Genomic DNA, 18400 nt, shown 5'->3' on the forward strand with positions numbered 1-18400 from the left:
GTCGCGCGTGGCGACCTCCGCTATGAATAGCGCGGCCACATCATGCGAGGTGATTCAATATGGGATTTTTCAACCGGACCGTCGCCGCCGTGACCGCAGCCGTGCTGGCCTGCGGTCTCGCCACTGCCGCACTCGCCGACCAGCCCTCGCGCCTCGACGAGATCGTGCAGCGCGGCAGCTTACGGGTCGGAATGACCGGCGACTACAAGCCCTTCACCTATCTTGACAAGGCGACCGGAAAATTCTCCGGCTTCGACGTCGACATGGCCGAGTCGCTCGGCAAGGCGCTCGGCGTCAAGGTCGAGTTCGTGCCGACGAGCTGGCCGCAGCTCATGAAGGATTTCGAGGCCGACAAGTTCGATGTCGCGATGGGCGGCGTATCGATCACGCTCGACCGCCAGAAGAAGGGCTTGTTCTCGACGCCGATCATGCGCGAGGGCAAGACCCCGATCGCGCGCTGCACCGACACCTCGAAGTACCAGACGCTGTCCGACATCGACAAGCCCGGCACCCGGGTCGTGGTCAATCCGGGCGGCACCAACGAGCGCTTCGCCCGCGCCAACATCAAGTCAGCCGACATCCGCGTCCACCCCGACAACGTCACCATCTTCGACGAGATCGCCAAGGGCGACGCCGACCTGATGATGACCGACGCCTCCGAGACGCGCTATCAGCAGAAGCTGCATCCCGGCGTGCTCTGCGCCGTGCACCCGGAGAAGCCGTTCGATTTCTCCGAGAAAGCCTACTGGCTGCAGCGCGACGTGGCGCTGAAGGCGTTCGTGGACCAATGGCTGCACATCTCGACGGAGAACGGCAGCTACCAGGCGATCTACAAGAATTGGTTCGATTGAGGCCGGCGTGCCGCGCAGACGGCAGGTGCTGACTGTCTGCCGTCTTTCCTACCAAAGTCAGACAAATCAAGCTGCATGAATGAGGTCCCGGCTCGGAGGCCGGGACGACAGCGGAGTGTGGTGTTGGAGCTCGCCTCACCGCGACGCTGCGGGGGATGGTGAAACCGCCCTCAGCCGTTGCGATACGTGTAGCTGTAGCCGTTGATCGCCGGGGCGCCGCCGAGATGCGCATAGAGCACCTTCGACCCTTCCGGGAAGTAGCCCTTCTTGACGAGGTCGATCATGCCCTGCATCGACTTGCCCTCATAGACCGGGTCGGTGATCATCGCCTCGGTGCGGGCGGCCAGGCGAATGGCCTCGTTGGTCTCGGCGCTCGGCACGCCATAGGCCGGATAGGCGTAGTCGTTGAGGATCACGATCTCGTCGTCGCGGACCTTGCGGCCGAGCTCGACGAGCTCAGCGGTGTTGTCGACGATCTGCCGCACCTGGCTGCGGGTCTGCTGCGGCGTGCCGGAGGCGTCAATGCCGATGACGCGGTCGGCGCGGCCGTCGGCAGCGAAGCCGACGATCATGCCGGCCTGGGTCGAGCCGGTGACGACGCAGACGATGATGTAGTCGAACTTGATGCCCATCTCGGCTTCCTGCGCCCTCACCTCCTCGGCGAAGCCGACATAGCCGAGACCGCCGAACTTGTGCACGGAGGCGCCGGCCGGAATGCCGTAGGGCTTGCCGCCGGCATCCTTGACCGACTGGATCGCATCTTCCCAGCTCTTGCGGATGCCGATGTCGAAACCGTCCTCGACGATGCGGCTGTCGGCGCCCATCAGGCGCGTCATCAGGATGTTGCCGACCCGGTCATAGACGGCGTCCTCGTGCGGCACCCAGCTCTCCTGCACGACGACGCACTTCATGCCGATCTTGGCCGCGGTCGCCGCCACCATGCGGGTATGGTTCGACTGCACGCCGCCGATCGAGACCAGGGTGTCGGCATTCGATTCGATCGCATCGGGCACGATGTATTCGAGCTTGCGCAGCTTGTTGCCGCCCATCGCGAGACCGGAATTGCAGTCGTCGCGCTTGGCATAGATCTGCACCTTGCCGCCGAGCGCCGCGGTCAGCCGCGGCAGATGCTCGATCGGGGTGGCACCGAAGGTGAGCGGATACTTCTTGAACTTGTCGAGCCGAAGCACGGGTCTCTCCGTGGGTGGATGAAAGGGCCGGCCGAAACATACGAAAAAGGCGGAGAAAGGTGCTCTCTTTATTGGCCTGCGTTTTTGTGCTCACGTCCGCAAGAATTGATACCGGCAAGAGATATGTCCGCACATGACGGAAAAAATGAGAGAATCTTCCACCGCTGATCTCGACCGGGTCGATCGGCGCATCCTGCAACTGCTGCAGAAGGACGGCCGGATGAGCAATGCCGAGCTTGCCGCCACCGTTCATGTCAGTCCGGCCACCTGCCATCGCCGCACCCAGCGCCTGTTCGAGGAGGGCTACATCAAGGGCGTGCGCGCCCAGATCGCGCCGGAGAAGGTCGAGCGCAGCGCGCTGGTGCTGGTCGGCGTCGTGCTCGATCGCTCGACGCCGGAGAGCTTTCGCACCTTCGAGGCGGCGATCCGCAAACTGAAATTCGTGCTCGATTGCCATCTCGTCGCCGGCGATTTCGACTTCTTCCTGAAGATCCGCGTTCGCGACATGCACGACTTCAACCGGATGCATGGCGACCAGCTGATCTCGCTGCCGGGCGTGCGGCAGACGCGCACGTTTTTCGTGATGAAGGAGGTGGTCGACAATGCGCCGCTCGATTTCTGAGCAGGCCGGGCATTGAACCGGTGGCGCCGCATCGGCGACTTACCAGCGCGTGAGCTCGCTCACATCAGCAACCGACATCGCGGAGACACGGATGAAGAGGCTGTTGGCCGTCGCGGCTTTGGTTCTGGCCAGCAGTGCCGCCGAGGCGCAATACGTCATCGAGTATGGCGGCAAGACGATCCGCATCGATCCCGACCGCGGCACCGTGCAGATCCCCGGCGTCTACGACAATACCGAGCAGAAGAAGACCAAGCGCACCAAGCGCGACCAGGACAATGCGACCAAGCCGCCTCCGGCGCCCACCGAGGCGGCGGTCACGCCGGCCCCGCCCGCGCAGGCTCCGGCTACGACCGCGCCCCCTGCTCCCGTCCCTGCGGCGCCCGCTCCGACGGCAGCCGCACCAGCGAGCCCGCCGGCGGCGCCTCCTCCCGTCCAGGCGGCCGCGCCACCGGCGCCGCTGCCGCCACCTCCGGTGGCCCCAGCCGCCAACGCCACGGCACCGGTTGCGCCGCCAGCCGCTGCAACGGCCGCTGCGGCTCCTGCTGCCGCGCCGGCTCCCGCCGCCGCGCCGCCGCCACCGCGGCCAGCCCAGACGCCTGCCGTGACCACGGCAGCTGCGCCGCCCGCCGCGGCGCAGACCGCCGGTCGCGATCCCAGCTCGCCGGTCGGCATCTGGTTGACCGAGGAGAAGGAGGGCCAGATTCGCATCGAGCCCTGCGGCACCAATCTCTGCGGCTACGCCGTGGATGCGAAGACCAAGCAGAACGGCGAGCAGATCCTGATCAACATGCGGCCGAGCGACAAGGCCCAGGAGAAGAAGTGGACCGGCCGCATCTTCGATCCGAACAGCGGCAGCACCTACGATTCGACGATCGCGCTGAAGGGGTCGGACAGTCTGCGCGTGCAGGGCTGCGCCTTCGGCGGCATGTTCTGCGGCGGCCAGACCTGGACGCGGGTGAACTGAGCCCGGCGCGCGACGCGCCTCCAAACGCAAAGCGCGCGGCCCTGCGACCGCGCGCTCGCACCGTTCTCAGTGATGTATCAGCCGACCGGGGTGGCGTATTCCTCGTCGGTGACGTGCTCCATCCAGGTCACGTGCTCGCCATTGAGCGATTCATGCATGGCGACGTGGACCATGCCGGTGGTCGGCGCGGCGCCATGCCAATGCTTCTCGCCCGGCGGGATCCAGACGACGTCGCCGGCCTTGATTTCGCGCACCGGCCCGCCCTTGGCCTGCACCCGGCCGACGCCCTGGATGACATAGAGCGTCTGTCCGAGCGGATGAGTATGCCAGGCCGTGCGCGCGCCCGGCTCGAACGCGACGCGCGCCGAGGCGACGCGGGCTGGAGCCTGCGGCGTGATGATCGGGTCCTGCCAGACCGTGCCCGTAAAGCTTTCCGCAGCTGCGCGGCGCGTGGGACGCGAGCCCGCGAGATAAACATCGACCATTGTTCTGCCTTTCCTGAAGCTGTGTCGTTGATCAATCGGCGCCGTGAACTACTTCTTCGACGCGGCGTAGCGCGCCTTGGTCTCGGCGTTCATCGGATAGAGACCCGGCAGCACCGCGCCCTTGTTCACCTCATCGACGATCCAGGCTTCCATGCGCTCCTGCTCGGGACCTTCCGCGAGCACGTGATCGAGCATCGCCTGCGGGATCAGCACGGCGCCATCCTGGTCGGCGACGATGACGTCGTTCGGAAACACGGCAACACCGCCGCAGCCGATCGCCTCGCCCCAGCCGACGAAGGTGAGCCCTGCGACCGACGGCGGCGCGGCGTAGCCATCACACCATACGGGAAGGCCGGTGCCGAGCACGCCTTCGAGGTCGCGCACGACACCGTCGGTGATCAGCGCGGTGACGCCGCGCTTGACCATGCGGGCGCACAGAATGTCGCCGAAGATGCCGGCGTCCTTGACGCCCATCGCATCGACCACGGCGATGCAGCCTTCGGGCATGGCCTCGATCGCGGTGCGGGTCGAGATCGGCGACGACCAGGATTCCGGGGTCGCCAGATCCTCGCGCGCCGGCACGAAGCGCAGCGTGAAAGCGGGACCGACCAGCCGCTTCTGTCCCGGGCGCAGCGGCTTGGCGCCGCGCAGCCAGACATTGCGCAACCCCTTCTTCAGCAGGACCGTCGTGATGGTCGCGGTGGTGACTTGAGACAGGGTGGCGATGGCTTCGGGAGTGAGGGACATCTTGAGACTGGTGCTCCAAACGGGCTGGCAGAAAAAGTAGGCGCATCTTGCGAGCGACGAAGGCGGCGTCAAGGGCGTGCGCGGTGCGTCCGGCGCATGCGGGGCTTGCGTGCACCCGATAAGGCCTCCTTATCGCAAGACATCCGATTAATTTATTGAATTTTCGAGACTTTTTGCCTTGGACCCAATTCCACTGGCGCCTGAAAACAGCTAGATGAGGAACACCAACGCGGATCACTTCGGACTCATGGCCGACCCTTTTCCACCTCCTCGCCTGCTGCCCAGCGGCGACAGCGCCGTCACCGTCGAGTTCAGCCGGACGATCGACGAGACCGCCAACCGCCGCGTCCTGGCGCTCGACCATGCGGTGGCAGCGGCCGGGATCGAGGGCATCACGGAGACGGTGCCGACCTATCGCTCGCTGCTGGTGCACTATGATGCAGGTGTGATCGACCACGACACCCTTGGAGCAAAGCTGCTGGCGCTGTCGGCCGGGTCGCTCGCGCCGGAAAGTGAGGTCAGGCGCTGGCGGGTTCCCGTCTGCTATGGCGGAGAGAATGGCATCGACCTCGAGGATGTCGCCAAGGCGTTGAGCCTCACGCCGGACGAAGTCGTCGCACGCCATATCGCCAGCACTTATCGCGTCGCAATGATCGGCTTCACGCCGGGCTGGTCCTATTTGTCCGGTCTCGATCCCACGCTGCAGATGTCGCGCCGCCAGAATCCGCGGCTCTGGACACCGGCCGGCATCATCGCCATCGGCGGCATCCAGACCGGCATCCAATGCCTTGCCGGGCCGTGCGGCTGGCACCTGCTTGGCCGCACCGCGATGCGGACATTTCAACTGCATCGCGAGCCGACCTTTCTGCTCGAGCCCGGCGACGAGGTCAGCTTCTATGCCGTTGACGTCAAGACCTTCGCGGAGCAGGAGCGCGCCGCCGAGGGCGGCGTGCTCATCGCCGAGCGGATCGCCGCATGAGCACGCTGGTCGTCTCACAGATCGGCCCGGCAAGCTCGGTCCAGGATGGCGGGCGTTTCGGCGCGCAGCGCTACGGGCTGACGCCGTCCGGCGCGATGGACAAGCTGGCGCTGGCGGCAGCCAACAGCCTCGTCGGCAATGCGCTGATGGCGGCTGCGATCGAGATCGGCCCGTTCGGCGCGACGTTCGCGGCGAAGGGCGGCGCGGTGCGCGTGGCGCTCGCCGGCGCGCAACGGCTGGCGGATGTCGCCAAGCGGCAGGTCGAGATCAACACGTCGGTGACGCTGAACGACGGGGAGCAGCTCACGCTCGGCTTTGCGCGCGGCGGCTCGTTCACCTATCTCGCCATCGCCGGTGGCATCGCCGGCGAACCGATGTTCAACAGTCTCTCGGTGAATGCGCGCGCCGGGCTCGGCAGCCCCTACCCCCGCCCGCTTCAGGCCGGCGACGTGTTCGAAGTCGCGCCCGCCGGCGATGCGCCGGAACTGCGGATCGATCTGCCGAAAGCCGGCGGCGCGATTCGTGTCGTCATGGGACCGCAGGACGACGAGTTCAGCGACGAGATGAAAGCGCTATTCCTCGGCAGCGACTGGATGGTCTCGGCGACCAGCGACCGCATGGGCTATCGCCTCGAGGGGCCGCAGATGCGCCACCTGCACGGTCACAACATCGTCTCGGACGGCACCGTGGACGGCAGCATCCAGGTGCCCGGCAACGGTTCGCCGATCGTGCTGATGTCGGACCGCGGCACCAGCGGCGGCTATCCGAAGATCGCGACCGTCATCACGGCCGATTTCGGCCGCCTGGCGCAGACGCCGGCCGGCACGCCATTCCGCTTCAAGGCCGTGAGCATGGCCGAGGCGCAGGCCGAACTGCGTCGTTACAAGGACCTGCTGCGCAGCTTGCCCGGCCGCGTCACCGAGCTTGCGAGCAGCGACTTCAACGTCGATGCGCTGTTCACGGCCAATGTGGCCGGTCATGCCGTCAGCGCAACCGACGCCACCACCTGGCCCGGAGTCACTCCCGATTAGTTTGATCACATCTCACGTTGCTTCGGACCCATCAACGAGCGGACCCTGACATGACCAGCACCGTCGATCTGAACTGCGACCTCGGAGAGAGTTTTGGCCCGTGGGAAATGGGCAATGACGCCGCCATGATCGAGCTGGCGACATCGGTCAACGTCGCCTGCGGCTTTCATGCCGGTGACGCTGACATCATGCGGCGAACGGTCGAGATGGCGAAGGCCAAAGGCGTCAGCGTCGGCGCGCATCCCGGCTATCGCGATCTGCATGGTTTCGGTCGGCGTCCGATGCCGGGGCTGAAATCATCGGAGATCGAGAACCTCGTTGCCTATCAGATCGGCGCCCTGCAGGCGATCGCCACCGCGGCCGGTCACAAGGTTACGCATGTGAAGGCACACGGCGCGCTGTCCAATGTCGCCTGCGAGGACGACATGACGGCGAACGCCATCGCCAAGGCGATCAAGGCCGTCGATCCGAGCCTGATCTTCGTCGTGCTCGCCAACTCCAAGCTGGTGACCGCTGGCGAGAAGGCCAATCTGAGGATGGCTCACGAGGTGTTTGCCGATCGCGCCTATGGCGACGATGGACTCCTGGTGTCGCGCAGCAAGCCCGGCGCCGTGCTGCACGATCCCAAGGTCATCGCCGATCGTGTGGTGCGCATGGTTCAGGACGGCGCGGTGATTTCGGTGACTGGCAAGGTGATGAAGATGCGGACCGACACCGTCTGCATCCATGGCGACACCGCCGGCGCGGTCGAGATTGCGCGGGAGGTCCGCAAGGCGCTCGACGCGGCCGCCATCACGGTCGCGCCGTTCAAGAGGTGATGAGAATCAGAATGGATGCGTGAAAGACGTGCCCAGGGTGATCGCGGCAATCAGCGCCATCGCGCTGTAGAAGGCAACCAGCGCGACGGTTGCGCCGCGTTCGCGAATGGCGCGGGCCTGGGGCATCTGTCGCAGGGGCGTGGATATCGTGCGCATGGCCGGTCTCCTGAAGTTCCGGCCATGAGAAAAGCGTTCCCGCGGCCGGGTGCAAGGCAACCGGCGAAATAACGACAAGCCCCCTGTTTCGGGTCCGCTTGGAACCAAAAAATTCTCGGCCGATGTTGCGACCGAGAATATTCTCCGCCGGGTTCCAGCTCAGTAGACGTCGAGCTGGAACCGGCCCTTCTTCTTGAGGTCCGCGACGAAACTCACCGCCTCGTCCGTCGAACGCGCGCCGAACTGGGCGACGATGTCGACCAGGGCGCGCTCGACGTCCTTGGCCATGCGCTTGGCGTCGCCGCAGATGTAGAGATGGGCGCCGTCGGCGAGCCAGGTCCACACCTCGCGGCCGACCTCGCGCATGCGGTCCTGGACGTAGAATTTCTTGTCGCCGTCGCGCGACCACGCCAGCGACAGCCGCGTCAAGAGGCCGGCGGTCTTCATGGCGTTGAGCTCGTCGGCGTAGAAGAAGTCGCAGTCGCTGCGCTGATGGCCGAAGAACAGCCAGTTTTTGCCCGGCGCTCCGGTCGCCCTGCGGTCGTGCAGGAAGGCGCGGAACGGCGCAACGCCGGTGCCGGGGCCGACCATGATGATCGGCGTCTTCGGATCGGCCGGCAACGCGAAGCCATGCGCCTTCTGCACATAGACGCGCAGCTTGTCGCCGGGATTGATCCGCTCGGCCAGGAAGGTCGAGGCAAGTCCCAGCCGCTTGCGCTTGCCAACGACGTAGCGGACGCAGTCGACCGTCAGCGACAGCTTGCCGGGCGTGGCATTGTGCGACGACGAGATCGAGTAGAGCCGCGGCTGCAGCGGCTCCAGCGCCTCGACGAAGGCCTCGGGATGCGGCCGGACGCCGGAGAACTTCTGCAGCACCGCCATCACATCGAGCGTCGCCGCGTCGCCATCGGGATCCTCGCCCTGCGCCAGCTGCCGCGCCTTCTCGCGGGTCGCGCCGCCGGTGATGAAGGAGATCAGCTCGAACAGCGAATCCGGCGCCGGCGCCAGCGAGACGTCCTCGAGCAGGCACTGCCGCAGCGGCTTGCCGTTCACCTCGGTCATGTGCGAGGCGCCGAGCAGCGCGATGATCTGATCGACCAGGCCGAGATCATTCTTGGCGAAGATGCCGAAGGAATCGCCGACGACGTAGTCGAGCCCGCTCTCTCCGAGATCGAACTCGATGTGCCAGGTCTCCTTCTCCGAGCCCGGCTTGTTGAGCAGACGCCGCGACAGGAACGTCGCCTCGACCGGATTGTCGCGCGAGCGACCGGGCTCGCTGACGACGACGGAGACGGTGGCCGGCGCAGCCGCAGCGGGCTTGGCCGCGGCCGGAGCCTTGTCGATCTCCTCGTAGAGCGCCTTGAGCATCCGCGCGGTTTCCTTGCCGCCGGGGACGCACAGGTTGAGCCGCGCCTCGCTGCGATCGGCAATCGCATCCGAATAGTCGCTGCAATTGTAGCCGCATTGGCCGCAGTCCTGCTGTGCCATGGCCGCCATCATGCGCCGGCGCAGCGGACGGCCCTCGGCGAGCTTCATGCGCTCGCCGATCGGCATGGTCTGATCGTGCCATGGCGCCTCGCCGTCATCACCGTCGCCCGCGGGCGCGAGCACGGCGCCGTTCTGCGCCGGCGACAATGCCGTCGCGCCGTCGAGACCGAGCGCTCCGGCCAGGAAGCCGTTGAGCCACGAGCGCTGCGCCTCGGAAAATGGCGCCGTCGGAGGAATGATCTCGATCTTGGACATGGGCGTGATCTGGTTCATGCTGAGACCTACGACGAAATCTGGGCTTCGGCGAGATTGCGCAGCGTTTCGCCGTCGTGACGACGTGCGAACGACAGGAAGGTCTCGTCGGGTGAGGTGCGGTGCGCGAGATAGGCCTTGAGCAGCTTCTCGACGGTGCGGGGCGCATCCTCGGCCTTGAGATCGCGATAGACCTCGCGGCCGATATCGGCCTGCGGGCCGAAGCCGCCGCCGGCGAACAAATGATAGCCCTCGACGGTGTCGTCGCCATCGCCGACCGGCACCTTCGCGCCGATCATGCCGATGTCGCTGATGTAGTGCTGGGCGCAGGAGTGATGACAGCCGGTCAGATGGATGTTGAGAGGCGTGTCGACATCCACCCTCGTCTCGCACCAGTCGCCGATCTCGGCCGCATGTTTCTTGGTGTTGGATGCTGCGAACTTGCAGCCGGCGTTGCCGGTGCAGGCGATCAGTCCGGCGCGGATGTGCGAGGCCTTGACCGAAAGTCCGATCTGCTCGACCGCGGCGCAGGCCAGCGCGACCTTGTCGTCGCGGACGCCCGATAACAGCAGGTTCTGCCACACCGTGAGCCGGATCTCGCCGTCGCCGAGATCCGCAGCGATCTTGGCGAGCGCGCGCATCTGATCCGTGGTCAGCTTGCCCAGCGGCAGCACGACGCCGATCCAGTTCAACCCTTGCTGCTTCTGCTGGTGCACGCCGACATGGGCCATGCGGTCGGAGTCGGGCCGCGGCTCGAGCGCCTCGTCGGGGACGCGCGCCAGCTTGCGGCCGAGCCTTGTTTCAACGGCTTCCATGAACTTGTCGTGGCCCATGCTGTCGAGCACGTATTTGAGCCGCGCCTTGAGGCGATTGGTGCGGTCGCCGGTCTCGATGAACAGCCGCACGATGGCGTCGGCCACCTCGGTCGCCCGCTCCGGCTCGACGATGATTCCTGTCGGCTTGGCGAAATCCTTGTGTCCGGTGATGCCGCCGAGGCCGAGCTTGAACCACACGCCCGGCGCAACGCCGAATCCGTCCTTCACCTCGACCGCCGAGAACGCGATGTCGTTGGTGTCCTCCAACGCCGCGATCCGACCGGCGCCGTCGAAGGCGACATTGAACTTGCGCGGCAGGCCGTAGAGCGAGCGGTCGTTGAGGATGTGGAAGTGCCATTCGCGCGCGAAAGGACGCGTGTCCAGCAGCTCCTGCGGATCGATGCCGGCGGTCGGCGTTCCCGTCACGTTGCGGATGTTGTCGGCGCCGGAGCCGCGCGCCGTCAGGCCGAGATCCGACAGACCTTCCAGCAGCATCACGGCATGCTTGGGCGGGATCTCGCGTAGCTGCAGATTGGCGCGCGTCGTGACGTGGCTATAGGGACCGCAGAGCCGGTCGGCGAGGTCGGCAAGCCCCGCGAGCTGCCAATGCTTCATTACGCCGTTGGGAATGCGCAGGCGGCACATGTAGGAGTCCTGCGCCGGCGCGACATGAAACAGGCCGTAATAGCGCCAGCGGAAATTGTCCGCCGCGGACGGCGCAGCATTGCTGCGGGCCTGCTCCTTCAGCCGCTCATAGGCATCGAACGGGTGCAGCTCGCGCTTGACCTTCTCCTGGTCGGCGAGCTTGCGCCCGGATGCGATGACCTTGTCCTGCGCCTTGATGTGAATGGCGTCGGGCCCGGTCGGCTCGGCAATCGTCGTCGCGGCAGCAGCCTGCCCGCGGCCGGCCAGCGTGACCTTGAGGCCGGCGGCCAACCCCTCAAGGTAGCGCTTCTGCTCGTCGTTGAAGTCGACTGACAAGGGTTCGATTTTCATGATGGCGGACGAAGCTCCAGCGGCCAGGACGAATGGCGTTTGCGGATGGGACGAGGATCGCGTCGTCGAACGGCCGATGGGGGGCGGTTCAAATGAGCGATCCGACCAGCTTCGTTGCTGCGGAAATCCGGTAATGGACTGCAGTCAGCGGCATCTGTGGCGGCTGACCGCACTGCAATATTCAAATTGCGTGCCAGCCGGGACAAGCAGGAAATGTAAGAGAATTCAGAGGGCTGCTCAAATCGGCGAACCCGCACTGGCAGGCTCAAGCCCTCAAATGCGGGCACTTCGCCCAAAATTTGATCGGCGGAGCGAGTTGCCCAAATTGGGTGCTGAGTGGAAGACCTCAGGCCGTCCAGCGGCCGATCTTGAAGGCCTTGAGATGGCCGATCACGTCGTCCGCCGCGAAAGGCGGACCGGCGAAGGCGCCGATGGCGCCATCCGTGCCGACCGCGGCCGTGCCCATCGCCGCGTCGTAGATGTCCGGCCGGAACACGCCCATGGCGGTGCCCAGGGCTTCAGTGCTGAGGGGAGTCTGGCCCCACCGCACCATCTGGGCATAGAGCCAGGCCGCCTGGATCTTCTCGGGCCGTCCCGCCTCTTCCCGGCCCACCAGCAGATAGCGCGAGCTTTCGCGGAAGGTGCCGTCCGGCGAGATTTTGAGGCGGCCGTCCAGCGTGCGCTGGAGCACCTCCGCATCGACGCCGATCCGCTCCGGCTGGGCTAGGATACGCGCGGCTTCTGCGTGGTTCTGCTCGATGAATTCGGCGGCCTTGGCGCAGGCGCGGACCAGGCCGGCGAGGGCGTCGGGATTCTTGTCAGCCCAGCTCTGCCTGACCGCCAGCACCTTTTCGGCCGCGCGCACCAGCACGTCAGACACGAAGTGGAGAATATGGCCGATGCCGAGATCGACCGCGATCGAGTTCCACGGTGCTCCGACGCAGAACGCGTCGACGTGACCGTTGGCGATGCTCTCCACCATGTAGGGCGGCGGCAGCACCACGAGACGGACGTCCTCATCGGGGTCGACACCGCCTGCGGCCATCCAGAACCGCAACTGATAGTTGTGGGTCGAGAACGGAAACGTCATGCCGAACGTCAGCGGCTCGGCGCCGGACTTGCGCCGTTCAGCGACGACGCGCGCCAGCGCCAGCGCCGTCGCCATCGGGTCGAAACGATCCCCCTCGAGGTGGGCCATGATCGCCGCATGCAGCGCTGGCGTCACGGTGATCGCGTTGCCATTCACTCCGAGATTGAAGGGAGCCACGATCGGCACCTTGACATGGCCGATGCCCAGGCTCGACGCAATGGCGACGGGAGCCAGCAGATGCGCCGCGTGGAACAGGCCGATGTTGAGCTTGTCGCGCACGTTCGACCATGACACTTCGCGGACCAGCGTGACATCGAGACCTTCAGCCGCGGTGAATCCGTTGTCGACGGCGACGATCAGCGCGGCGGCATCGACCAGCGGGATGAAGCCAATGCGAAGCGGGCCGGTCATTTCAACATCTCCGAGGCGGTCAGGATCGATTGCGCGATCTCGCCGATCTTCTTCTTTTCGCGCATCGCCGTGGAGCGCAACAGCACATAGGCTTCCTCTTCGGTGAAGCCCTTCATCTTCATCAGAATGCCCTTGGCGCGGTCGATCACCTTGCGGTCTTCGAGCGCGGACTTGGTGCGCTCGAGCTCGTCCTGAAGCTTGGAGAACGCATTGAAGCGGGAGATGCAGAGATCGAGGATCGGCTTGATCCGCTCCTTCTTCAGGCCGTCGACGATGTAGGCGGAGACGCCCGCCTCCACCGAGGCCTGGATCGAAGCCGCGTCGCTCTGGTCCACGAACATCGCGATCGGCCGGCGGACGGCGCGACTGACCTGGAACATCTGCTCCAGCACGTCGCGGCTCGGGTTCTCCAGGTCGATGACGATGACGTCCGGATCCAGGGCATAGATGCGCGCCAGGAGACCCTGCATCTCGCTGACATGCACGACGCCGGTAAAGCCCGCTTCCCGCAAGCCTTCCTCGAGGATGGCTGCGCGGATCGGGCTTTCGTCGACGATCACGATTTTAGGCGATTGCTCGGCGCTCATCGATCACCAGGTTGTCCGGGCCCTCACCCATAGCATGGACGTGGCCGCGTCAAAGCCTTGTCTTTCTGGGCAATTCGGACTAGCTGACGCCTATCTCATCAGGCAGTTCCAAGATGCAGCAGGGTTCGGCGCCCAAGATCAGCTTTGTTTCGCTCGGATGTCCCAAGGCCTTGGTCGATTCCGAGCGCATCATCACGCGCCTTCGCGCCGAGGGCTACGAGCTTGCCCGGAAGCATGACGGCGCCGACGTCGTCATCGTCAACACCTGCGGGTTCCTGGACAGCGCCAAGCAGGAATCCCTGTCGGCGATCGGCTCGGCCATGGCCGAGAACGGTAAGGTCATCGTGACCGGCTGCATGGGCGCCGAGCCGGAGCAGATCGAGCAGGCCTATCCCGGCGTGCTGTCGATCACCGGCCCGCAGCAGTACGAGAGTGTGCTGGACGCCGTCCACCGCGCATCGCCGCCTGCGCACAACCCTCACCTCGACCTGGTTCCTCCGCAGGGCATCAAGCTCACGCCCCGGCACTACGCCTATCTGAAGATCTCCGAAGGTTGCAACAACCGCTGCACCTTCTGCATCATCCCGAAGCTGCGTGGCGATCTGGTGTCGCGCCCCGCAGCCGACGTGCTGCGCGAGGCCGAGCGGCTGGTCGCGGCCGGGGTCAAGGAACTCCTGGTCATTTCGCAGGACACCTCGGCCTATGGGCTGGACCTGAAATATGCCGAAAGCGCCTGGAAGGACCGCAGCGTCCGGGCTCGCTTCCTCGATCTGGCGCGCGAGCTCGGCGAGCTCGGCGCCTGGGTCCGGCTGCATTACGTCTACCCCTACCCGCATGTCGACGAGGTGATCGGCCTCATGGCTGACGGTAAAATATTGCCTTATCTCGACATCCCGTTCCAACATGCCAGCCCGAACGTCCTGAAGGCGATGCGCCGCCCGGCGGCGCAGGACAAGACGCTGGACCGGATCAAGGCGTGGCGGACCACCTGCCCTGACCTTGCGCTGCGCTCGACCTTCATCGTCGGCTTCCCCGGAGAGACGGACGCCGATTTCGCCTATCTGCTGGACTGGCTGGATGAGGCCGAGATCGATCGGCTCGGATGCTTCAAATACGAGCCTGTGGCCGGCGCGACCTCCAACGCCCTGCCCGACCAGGTCCCGGACGCGGTCAAGCAGGAGCGCTGGGACGCCCTGATGGCTCGCCAGCAGAAGATCTCGGCACGCCGGCTCAAGCGCAAGGTTGGAACGCGTCAGCAGGTGATCATCGACGAGGTCGGGCCAAGCGTCGCCAAGGGCCGCACCAAGGCTGATGCCCCCGACATCGATGGCGCCGTTTATCTGTCCAGCCGGCGGCCGTTGCGTGTCGGCGAGATCGTCACGGTCAAGATCGAGCGTGCCGACGAATACGACCTGCACGGCACGGTCGCTGGGTTCTAGCGCGGCTCTGTCGCGTCTCGGGCCACCCGCCGGGAACTCGGGGGAATCGCAGACGGGCGTGTAGATGAGTCCTGGACCTGCGGACCGCCCCTCAGTGCGAGGAGCCCGTGGTGCGAACCGACCAGAGATTCAGCAGGCGAAGCGCCTCGTCCTGCTTCAGTTCGAGATATTTGTTCTTGAGCTTGGTCAGCTCGTCGGGAGGCGTTGCACCTGAAACGAACCGGCTATCGAGGATCGCGGCAACCGTGACCCAGCTCAGTCCAGCGGCCTTGCACGGCACGAGAATGCCGTCGCTGCGCAGGCTCTGCATCAGCGGCCGTACCAGCTCGATGCTGCATTTCGCGAGCTCCGCGATGGCCGCGATCGTCTCGCCGTAGCGCCGCTGGCGGGCAAATTCGAGCAACTCGGCCTCGGTGAGCTTTCCGCCCTGTTTGAGTTGGCCGATCGCCGCCTTGGCGCTGCCGCCGACGCGGTTTCGTGACATATCGCGCTCGGCGTCGAGCGTGGCCGCTGAAATGGCGCTGCGGATTTCCTCGTAGAGATGCGGCGGCGCCGAGGCGAGCAGGCGCACCCTCACCGCCTCCGTCGCGCGCTGCAACAGGGTCCTGCGCAAGGCTGCCGGCAGATCGGCGCGGATGCCGGCCGCGACCGTGAGCTCCGCATCTCCAGCCGCTTGCGCCACGATGGCGGCAAATCCGGCGGGAGACACCCGCGCACCGGGATTCTTCATCAGTTGCCGGCTCACGCTCGGATAGCGTCGCGCGAGCAGCGCATCGGTGACGATCTCCTGCAGCCACCAGCGCCCGGCGATCGCCACCAGGTGCTTCTCGCTGCGCGTCTGCGCGATCTCGATCAGATCCTCGCTGCTCAGCCGCGGCGATTCCGAAAGCACCGGCCCCGCGACGGCGATGTCGTCATGATGAGCCAGCCGCCGGATCACGCCAGCCGGCGCCTGCGGGATCGGGGCAAGCTGGGCGCTGAGTTCGGCGAGTGCGATCCGGGCACCGACGTCGGCCAGCGCGCGCAGCTCGATGGTGTTGACGAGACGCTCGAAGACGTCGGCAAACAGCGCGTGCTGCTCGATATCCAGGCTGCCGGCGGAGGCGACGAACAGGGAGGCGACTCGCTCGGCCACGCCGGAGCAGCGATCGGCTGAGCCGGTGGCTATGGCCGCCTGCACTTCTTCGGCGATCGTGAGATGGGGGTTCGACATCGCTCATCCTGAGCAGCTTGCATTTTCAAGCTGGCCGGCAAAGTAAACGCAGCCGCTAAATGTTTGGTAAAGTTGTCACTAAAGCGCGAGACCCGAGATTGGATCGTGCGGCCTTCGCGCCGGCCGGCGCTTCCCTCGCCGCTTCCCGGAGCGGCGGCCCGTATTGCACCCTGCAGGCCGGCATCTTGACACCGGTTGCGATTTGCCTGTATGGCCGCCGCATGATCTTCAACCGGACCAACCGCCGCGCCGCCGTTTGCCGTCGTCACCGCCGTGACGATGCCGGGGCGCGCCATGTCCGAAGACGTTGCTGATCAGCTAGCTCATCAGCTCCAGGTTTTCGAGAAGGCCGCTCCCGCAAAGGAGCGGCCTTCTCGCTTTTTGGCCCACCGTTTCCCCCTGAGCACAGGAGATTGCACATGCTGACCGCCTCCCATCCCTACGACGCTCTGATGGAGATCACGGCGCGTCCGCGCATCGTCTTCGTTCAGGGCAAGGGCTCCTGGCTATGGGACGACGACGGCAAGCGCTATCTGGACTTCATCCAGGGCTGGGCCGTGAACTCGCTCGGCCATACGCCGCCGGAGCTGGCCAGCGCGCTCGCCAGCCAGGCGGCGCGCCTGATCACGCCGAGCCCAGCGTATTTCAACGACACCAGCCTGCAGTTCGCCAAGGCACTCGTCGACCGCTCGTGCTTCGACCAGGTGTTCTTCACCAATTCGGGCGCCGAAGCCAATGAAGGCGCCATCAAGCTCGCGCGCAAATACGGCGCTCTGCGCAAGAACGGCGCGTATGAGATCATCACCTTCGAGGGCGGCTTCCACGGCCGCACGCTGGCGACGATGTCGGCTTCTGGCAAGAAGGCGTTCGAGCCGCTGTTCGAGCCCAAGGTCCCGGGCTTTCCAAAGGCACGCCTGAACGACATCGCCTCGGTCGAGGCCCTGATCTCCGACAAGACGGTGGCGATCATGCTCGAGCCGATCCAGGGCGAGGCCGGCGTGTGGCCCGCGACGGACAGTCTCCTGCAGCAGTTGCGGGCGCTGACCACCAGGCACGGGCTGCTGCTGATCGTCGACGAGATCCAGACCGGCATGGGCCGCACCGGAAAGCTGTTCGGCTATGAGCACGCCGACGTCCTCCCGGACATCATGACCTTGGGCAAGGGCATCGGCGGCGGCGTTCCGCTCGCCGCCCTGCTGGCGACCGAAGCGGCGTCTTGCTTCGAGCATGGCGATCAGGGCGGTACCTTCAACGGCAATCCGCTGATGTGTGCGGCGGGACTCGCCGTGCTCGACGTCATCGAGAAGCCGGAGTTTCTGAAGGCTGTCACGGACAACGGGATCTATCTGGAGAGCGAGTTGCAGCGCATCTCGGCAAGGCACGGCCTGGGCGAAGTGCGCGGCCGTGGTCTGTTGCTTGCGCTCGACGTGATCAGGCCGATCGCGCCGGCGATCGTCGCGCATGCCTTCGAGCTCGGCCTGCTGCTGAACGCGCCGCGTCCGGATGCGCTGCGCTTCATGCCGGCCCTCAATGTGACGCGCGATGACATCGCGGCGATGATCGACACGCTGGACGGAATCCTGACCAAGGTCGGCGCCGCGCGCTGCGTCGCCTGATCGAATGCCGTTCGGGACGCAGGCTCCGTGCCATACGCGAAGCCTGCGTCCCGCTGCGTACAGATGAGGCACAAACATCGAGGTCGGGCTCGCCGCCATTTGACCTGGATCAAGGACAGCCGTCCCTCTGAACAACGATCCTGATCGCGCCAAACACCTGCGATCCGATGACTTACGTTATATCTCTACTGATATAGCGTTGTACGGGATGTGATCAGCTCGGAGGAAAGAGGCTTGCCGGGACCAAGCTGATGATCATCCGCCGACAACGAGGTCGGCACGATAGAGGAGATGCAAGAATGGCGAGAGACAATCTGGCTCGGGCGTTGCCGGTCGAAGACAGCGGCAGCCAAATCGCCCTGGCCGCGACCGAAGAGGTGCTGATCCACGTTCGCTTCTTCCCGAACTCGGACATCAACTCGATCGGCGAGAAGCCCGCCAGCCTGACCGCCAATGAATGGTATGAGCGCCTGCTCGACATGGCGCGTCCGCATTATCAGACCTTCGCCGGCGGCCGCGGCTTCTTCCGCATCCCCCGCCCCTGTTTCGAGGCGATCCTGAAGGGCGTTGCTGCCTGACGTCGGCTCTCTCTCCGGATGAGGCCGCGAGCGTCCTCTCTGCCTCATCCCTGTCGACCGCGGTGCGCCGGG

18 protein-coding genes are annotated in these 18400 nt (G+C 65.6%); 9 read left to right on the forward strand and 9 right to left on the reverse strand.

What is annotated here, in order from left to right; genetic code table 11:
* Positions 1-59 precede the first annotated feature (59 nt).
* Complete coding sequence (locus ACQR1E_RS01670) at positions 60-851, forward strand: transporter substrate-binding domain-containing protein (RefSeq protein ID WP_315751579.1); 792 nt, start codon at positions 60-62, stop codon at positions 849-851.
* 170 nt (positions 852-1021) lie between these two features.
* Here the strand turns inward: ACQR1E_RS01670 and ACQR1E_RS01675 are convergent, their stop codons facing one another.
* A complete protein-coding gene (locus tag ACQR1E_RS01675; protein ID WP_315711969.1) occupies positions 1022-2041 on the reverse strand; it encodes a 1-aminocyclopropane-1-carboxylate deaminase in 1020 nt (339 codons plus the stop codon).
* Positions 2042-2186: 145 nt separating this feature from the next.
* Between ACQR1E_RS01675 and ACQR1E_RS01680 the strand changes: the two genes are divergently transcribed.
* Positions 2187-2663: an Lrp/AsnC family transcriptional regulator gene (locus tag ACQR1E_RS01680; protein WP_315711971.1), complete on the forward strand. Its 477-nt coding sequence runs from the start codon at positions 2187-2189 to the stop codon at positions 2661-2663.
* Between the two features lie 91 nt (positions 2664-2754).
* A complete protein-coding gene (locus tag ACQR1E_RS01685) occupies positions 2755-3627 on the forward strand; it encodes a DUF2147 domain-containing protein (RefSeq protein ID WP_315751580.1) in 873 nt (290 codons plus the stop codon).
* 77 nt (positions 3628-3704) lie between these two features.
* Here ACQR1E_RS01685 and ACQR1E_RS01690 read toward each other — a convergent pair whose 3' ends face one another.
* Both ACQR1E_RS01690 and ACQR1E_RS01695 read right to left on the reverse strand, forming a co-directional pair.
* A complete protein-coding gene (locus ACQR1E_RS01690; protein ID WP_008965351.1) occupies positions 3705-4112 on the reverse strand; it encodes a (R)-mandelonitrile lyase in 408 nt (135 codons plus the stop codon).
* A 48-nt stretch (positions 4113-4160) separates the two neighbouring features.
* Positions 4161-4859: a ribonuclease activity regulator RraA gene (locus tag ACQR1E_RS01695; protein ID WP_257164758.1), complete on the reverse strand. Its 699-nt coding sequence runs from the start codon at positions 4857-4859 to the stop codon at positions 4161-4163.
* Positions 4860-5106: 247 nt separating this feature from the next.
* On the opposite strand from ACQR1E_RS01695, the gene pxpB reads away from it, so the two are divergent.
* Genes pxpB through ACQR1E_RS01710 form a run of 3 tightly spaced genes read left to right on the forward strand, consistent with a single transcriptional unit; the run spans position 5107 to position 7687 of the window.
* Positions 5107-5838, forward strand: a complete 732-nt coding sequence (pxpB, locus tag ACQR1E_RS01700) for a 5-oxoprolinase subunit PxpB (protein WP_315751581.1) — start codon at positions 5107-5109, stop codon at positions 5836-5838.
* Complete coding sequence (locus tag ACQR1E_RS01705; RefSeq protein ID WP_315751582.1) at positions 5835-6869, forward strand: biotin-dependent carboxyltransferase family protein; 1035 nt, start codon at positions 5835-5837, stop codon at positions 6867-6869. The genes pxpB and ACQR1E_RS01705 overlap by 4 nt, the downstream gene beginning before the upstream one ends.
* Before the next feature lie 50 nt (positions 6870-6919).
* Positions 6920-7687, forward strand: a complete 768-nt coding sequence (locus ACQR1E_RS01710) for a LamB/YcsF family protein (RefSeq protein WP_315711978.1) — start codon at positions 6920-6922, stop codon at positions 7685-7687.
* A gap of 6 nt (positions 7688-7693) precedes the next feature.
* On the opposite strand, the gene ACQR1E_RS01715 is transcribed toward ACQR1E_RS01710, so the two are convergent.
* The 5 genes from ACQR1E_RS01715 to ACQR1E_RS01735 all read right to left on the reverse strand — a co-directional run bounded on the left by ACQR1E_RS01715 (position 7694) and on the right by ACQR1E_RS01735 (position 13482).
* A complete protein-coding gene (locus ACQR1E_RS01715; RefSeq protein ID WP_315711980.1) occupies positions 7694-7843 on the reverse strand; it encodes a hypothetical protein in 150 nt (49 codons plus the stop codon).
* A 159-nt stretch (positions 7844-8002) separates the two neighbouring features.
* Positions 8003-9604: a sulfite reductase subunit alpha gene (locus ACQR1E_RS01720; RefSeq protein WP_316167947.1), complete on the reverse strand. Its 1602-nt coding sequence runs from the start codon at positions 9602-9604 to the stop codon at positions 8003-8005.
* 8 nt (positions 9605-9612) lie between these two features.
* Entirely contained in the window at positions 9613-11394 is a 1782-nt protein-coding gene (locus ACQR1E_RS01725; protein WP_316170517.1) for a NirA family protein, read from the reverse strand.
* A 346-nt stretch (positions 11395-11740) separates the two neighbouring features.
* Complete coding sequence (locus tag ACQR1E_RS01730; protein ID WP_316192566.1) at positions 11741-12895, reverse strand: CmpA/NrtA family ABC transporter substrate-binding protein; 1155 nt, start codon at positions 12893-12895, stop codon at positions 11741-11743.
* Positions 12892-13482, reverse strand: a complete 591-nt coding sequence (locus ACQR1E_RS01735) for an ANTAR domain-containing response regulator (RefSeq protein WP_008965342.1) — start codon at positions 13480-13482, stop codon at positions 12892-12894. The genes ACQR1E_RS01730 and ACQR1E_RS01735 overlap by 4 nt, the downstream gene beginning before the upstream one ends.
* 113 nt (positions 13483-13595) lie before the next feature.
* On the opposite strand from ACQR1E_RS01735, the gene rimO reads away from it, so the two are divergent.
* On the forward strand, positions 13596-14921 hold the full coding sequence (gene rimO / locus ACQR1E_RS01740) for a 30S ribosomal protein S12 methylthiotransferase RimO (protein ID WP_315828492.1): 1326 nt from the start codon (positions 13596-13598) through the stop codon (positions 14919-14921).
* Between the two features lie 91 nt (positions 14922-15012).
* Here the strand turns inward: rimO and ACQR1E_RS01745 are convergent, their stop codons facing one another.
* Complete coding sequence (locus ACQR1E_RS01745; protein WP_316167943.1) at positions 15013-16134, reverse strand: DUF2336 domain-containing protein; 1122 nt, start codon at positions 16132-16134, stop codon at positions 15013-15015.
* Between the two features lie 419 nt (positions 16135-16553).
* On the opposite strand from ACQR1E_RS01745, the gene ACQR1E_RS01750 reads away from it, so the two are divergent.
* Both ACQR1E_RS01750 and ACQR1E_RS01755 read left to right on the forward strand, forming a co-directional pair.
* Positions 16554-17750, forward strand: a complete 1197-nt coding sequence (locus tag ACQR1E_RS01750; protein ID WP_434896583.1) for an acetylornithine transaminase — start codon at positions 16554-16556, stop codon at positions 17748-17750.
* A gap of 299 nt (positions 17751-18049) precedes the next feature.
* Positions 18050-18328, forward strand: coding sequence for a hypothetical protein (locus ACQR1E_RS01755; protein WP_315711990.1), 279 nt, complete (start codon positions 18050-18052; stop codon positions 18326-18328).
* The last annotated feature ends 72 nt before the right edge of the window (positions 18329-18400 follow it).

Origin of the sequence: Bradyrhizobium sp. HKCCYLRH1030 (assembly GCF_051168395.1) — a bacterium.
In the GTDB taxonomy this organism is placed as follows: domain Bacteria; phylum Pseudomonadota; class Alphaproteobacteria; order Rhizobiales; family Xanthobacteraceae; genus Bradyrhizobium.

Coding starts and splice junctions, on each gene's coding strand:
- ACQR1E_RS01670 (WP_315751579.1), top strand. CDS start 60: ATGGGATTTTTCAACCGGACCGTCGCCGCCGTGACCGCAGCCGTGCTG.
- ACQR1E_RS01680 (WP_315711971.1), top strand. CDS start 2,187: ATGAGAGAATCTTCCACCGCTGATCTCGACCGGGTCGATCGGCGCATC.
- ACQR1E_RS01685 (WP_315751580.1), top strand. CDS start 2,755: ATGAAGAGGCTGTTGGCCGTCGCGGCTTTGGTTCTGGCCAGCAGTGCC.
- ACQR1E_RS01690 (WP_008965351.1), bottom strand. CDS start 4,112: ATGGTCGATGTTTATCTCGCGGGCTCGCGTCCCACGCGCCGCGCAGCT.
- ACQR1E_RS01695 (WP_257164758.1), bottom strand. CDS start 4,859: ATGTCCCTCACTCCCGAAGCCATCGCCACCCTGTCTCAAGTCACCACC.
- pxpB (WP_315751581.1), top strand. CDS start 5,107: ATGGCCGACCCTTTTCCACCTCCTCGCCTGCTGCCCAGCGGCGACAGC.
- ACQR1E_RS01705 (WP_315751582.1), top strand. CDS start 5,835: ATGAGCACGCTGGTCGTCTCACAGATCGGCCCGGCAAGCTCGGTCCAG.
- ACQR1E_RS01710 (WP_315711978.1), top strand. CDS start 6,920: ATGACCAGCACCGTCGATCTGAACTGCGACCTCGGAGAGAGTTTTGGC.
- ACQR1E_RS01715 (WP_315711980.1), bottom strand. CDS start 7,843: ATGCGCACGATATCCACGCCCCTGCGACAGATGCCCCAGGCCCGCGCC.
- ACQR1E_RS01720 (WP_316167947.1), bottom strand. CDS start 9,604: ATGAACCAGATCACGCCCATGTCCAAGATCGAGATCATTCCTCCGACG.
- ACQR1E_RS01725 (WP_316170517.1), bottom strand. CDS start 11,394: ATGAAAATCGAACCCTTGTCAGTCGACTTCAACGACGAGCAGAAGCGC.
- ACQR1E_RS01730 (WP_316192566.1), bottom strand. CDS start 12,895: ATGACCGGCCCGCTTCGCATTGGCTTCATCCCGCTGGTCGATGCCGCC.
- ACQR1E_RS01735 (WP_008965342.1), bottom strand. CDS start 13,482: ATGAGCGCCGAGCAATCGCCTAAAATCGTGATCGTCGACGAAAGCCCG.
- rimO (WP_315828492.1), top strand. CDS start 13,596: ATGCAGCAGGGTTCGGCGCCCAAGATCAGCTTTGTTTCGCTCGGATGT.
- ACQR1E_RS01745 (WP_316167943.1), bottom strand. CDS start 16,134: ATGTCGAACCCCCATCTCACGATCGCCGAAGAAGTGCAGGCGGCCATA.
- ACQR1E_RS01750 (WP_434896583.1), top strand. CDS start 16,554: ATGCTGACCGCCTCCCATCCCTACGACGCTCTGATGGAGATCACGGCG.
- ACQR1E_RS01755 (WP_315711990.1), top strand. CDS start 18,050: ATGGCGAGAGACAATCTGGCTCGGGCGTTGCCGGTCGAAGACAGCGGC.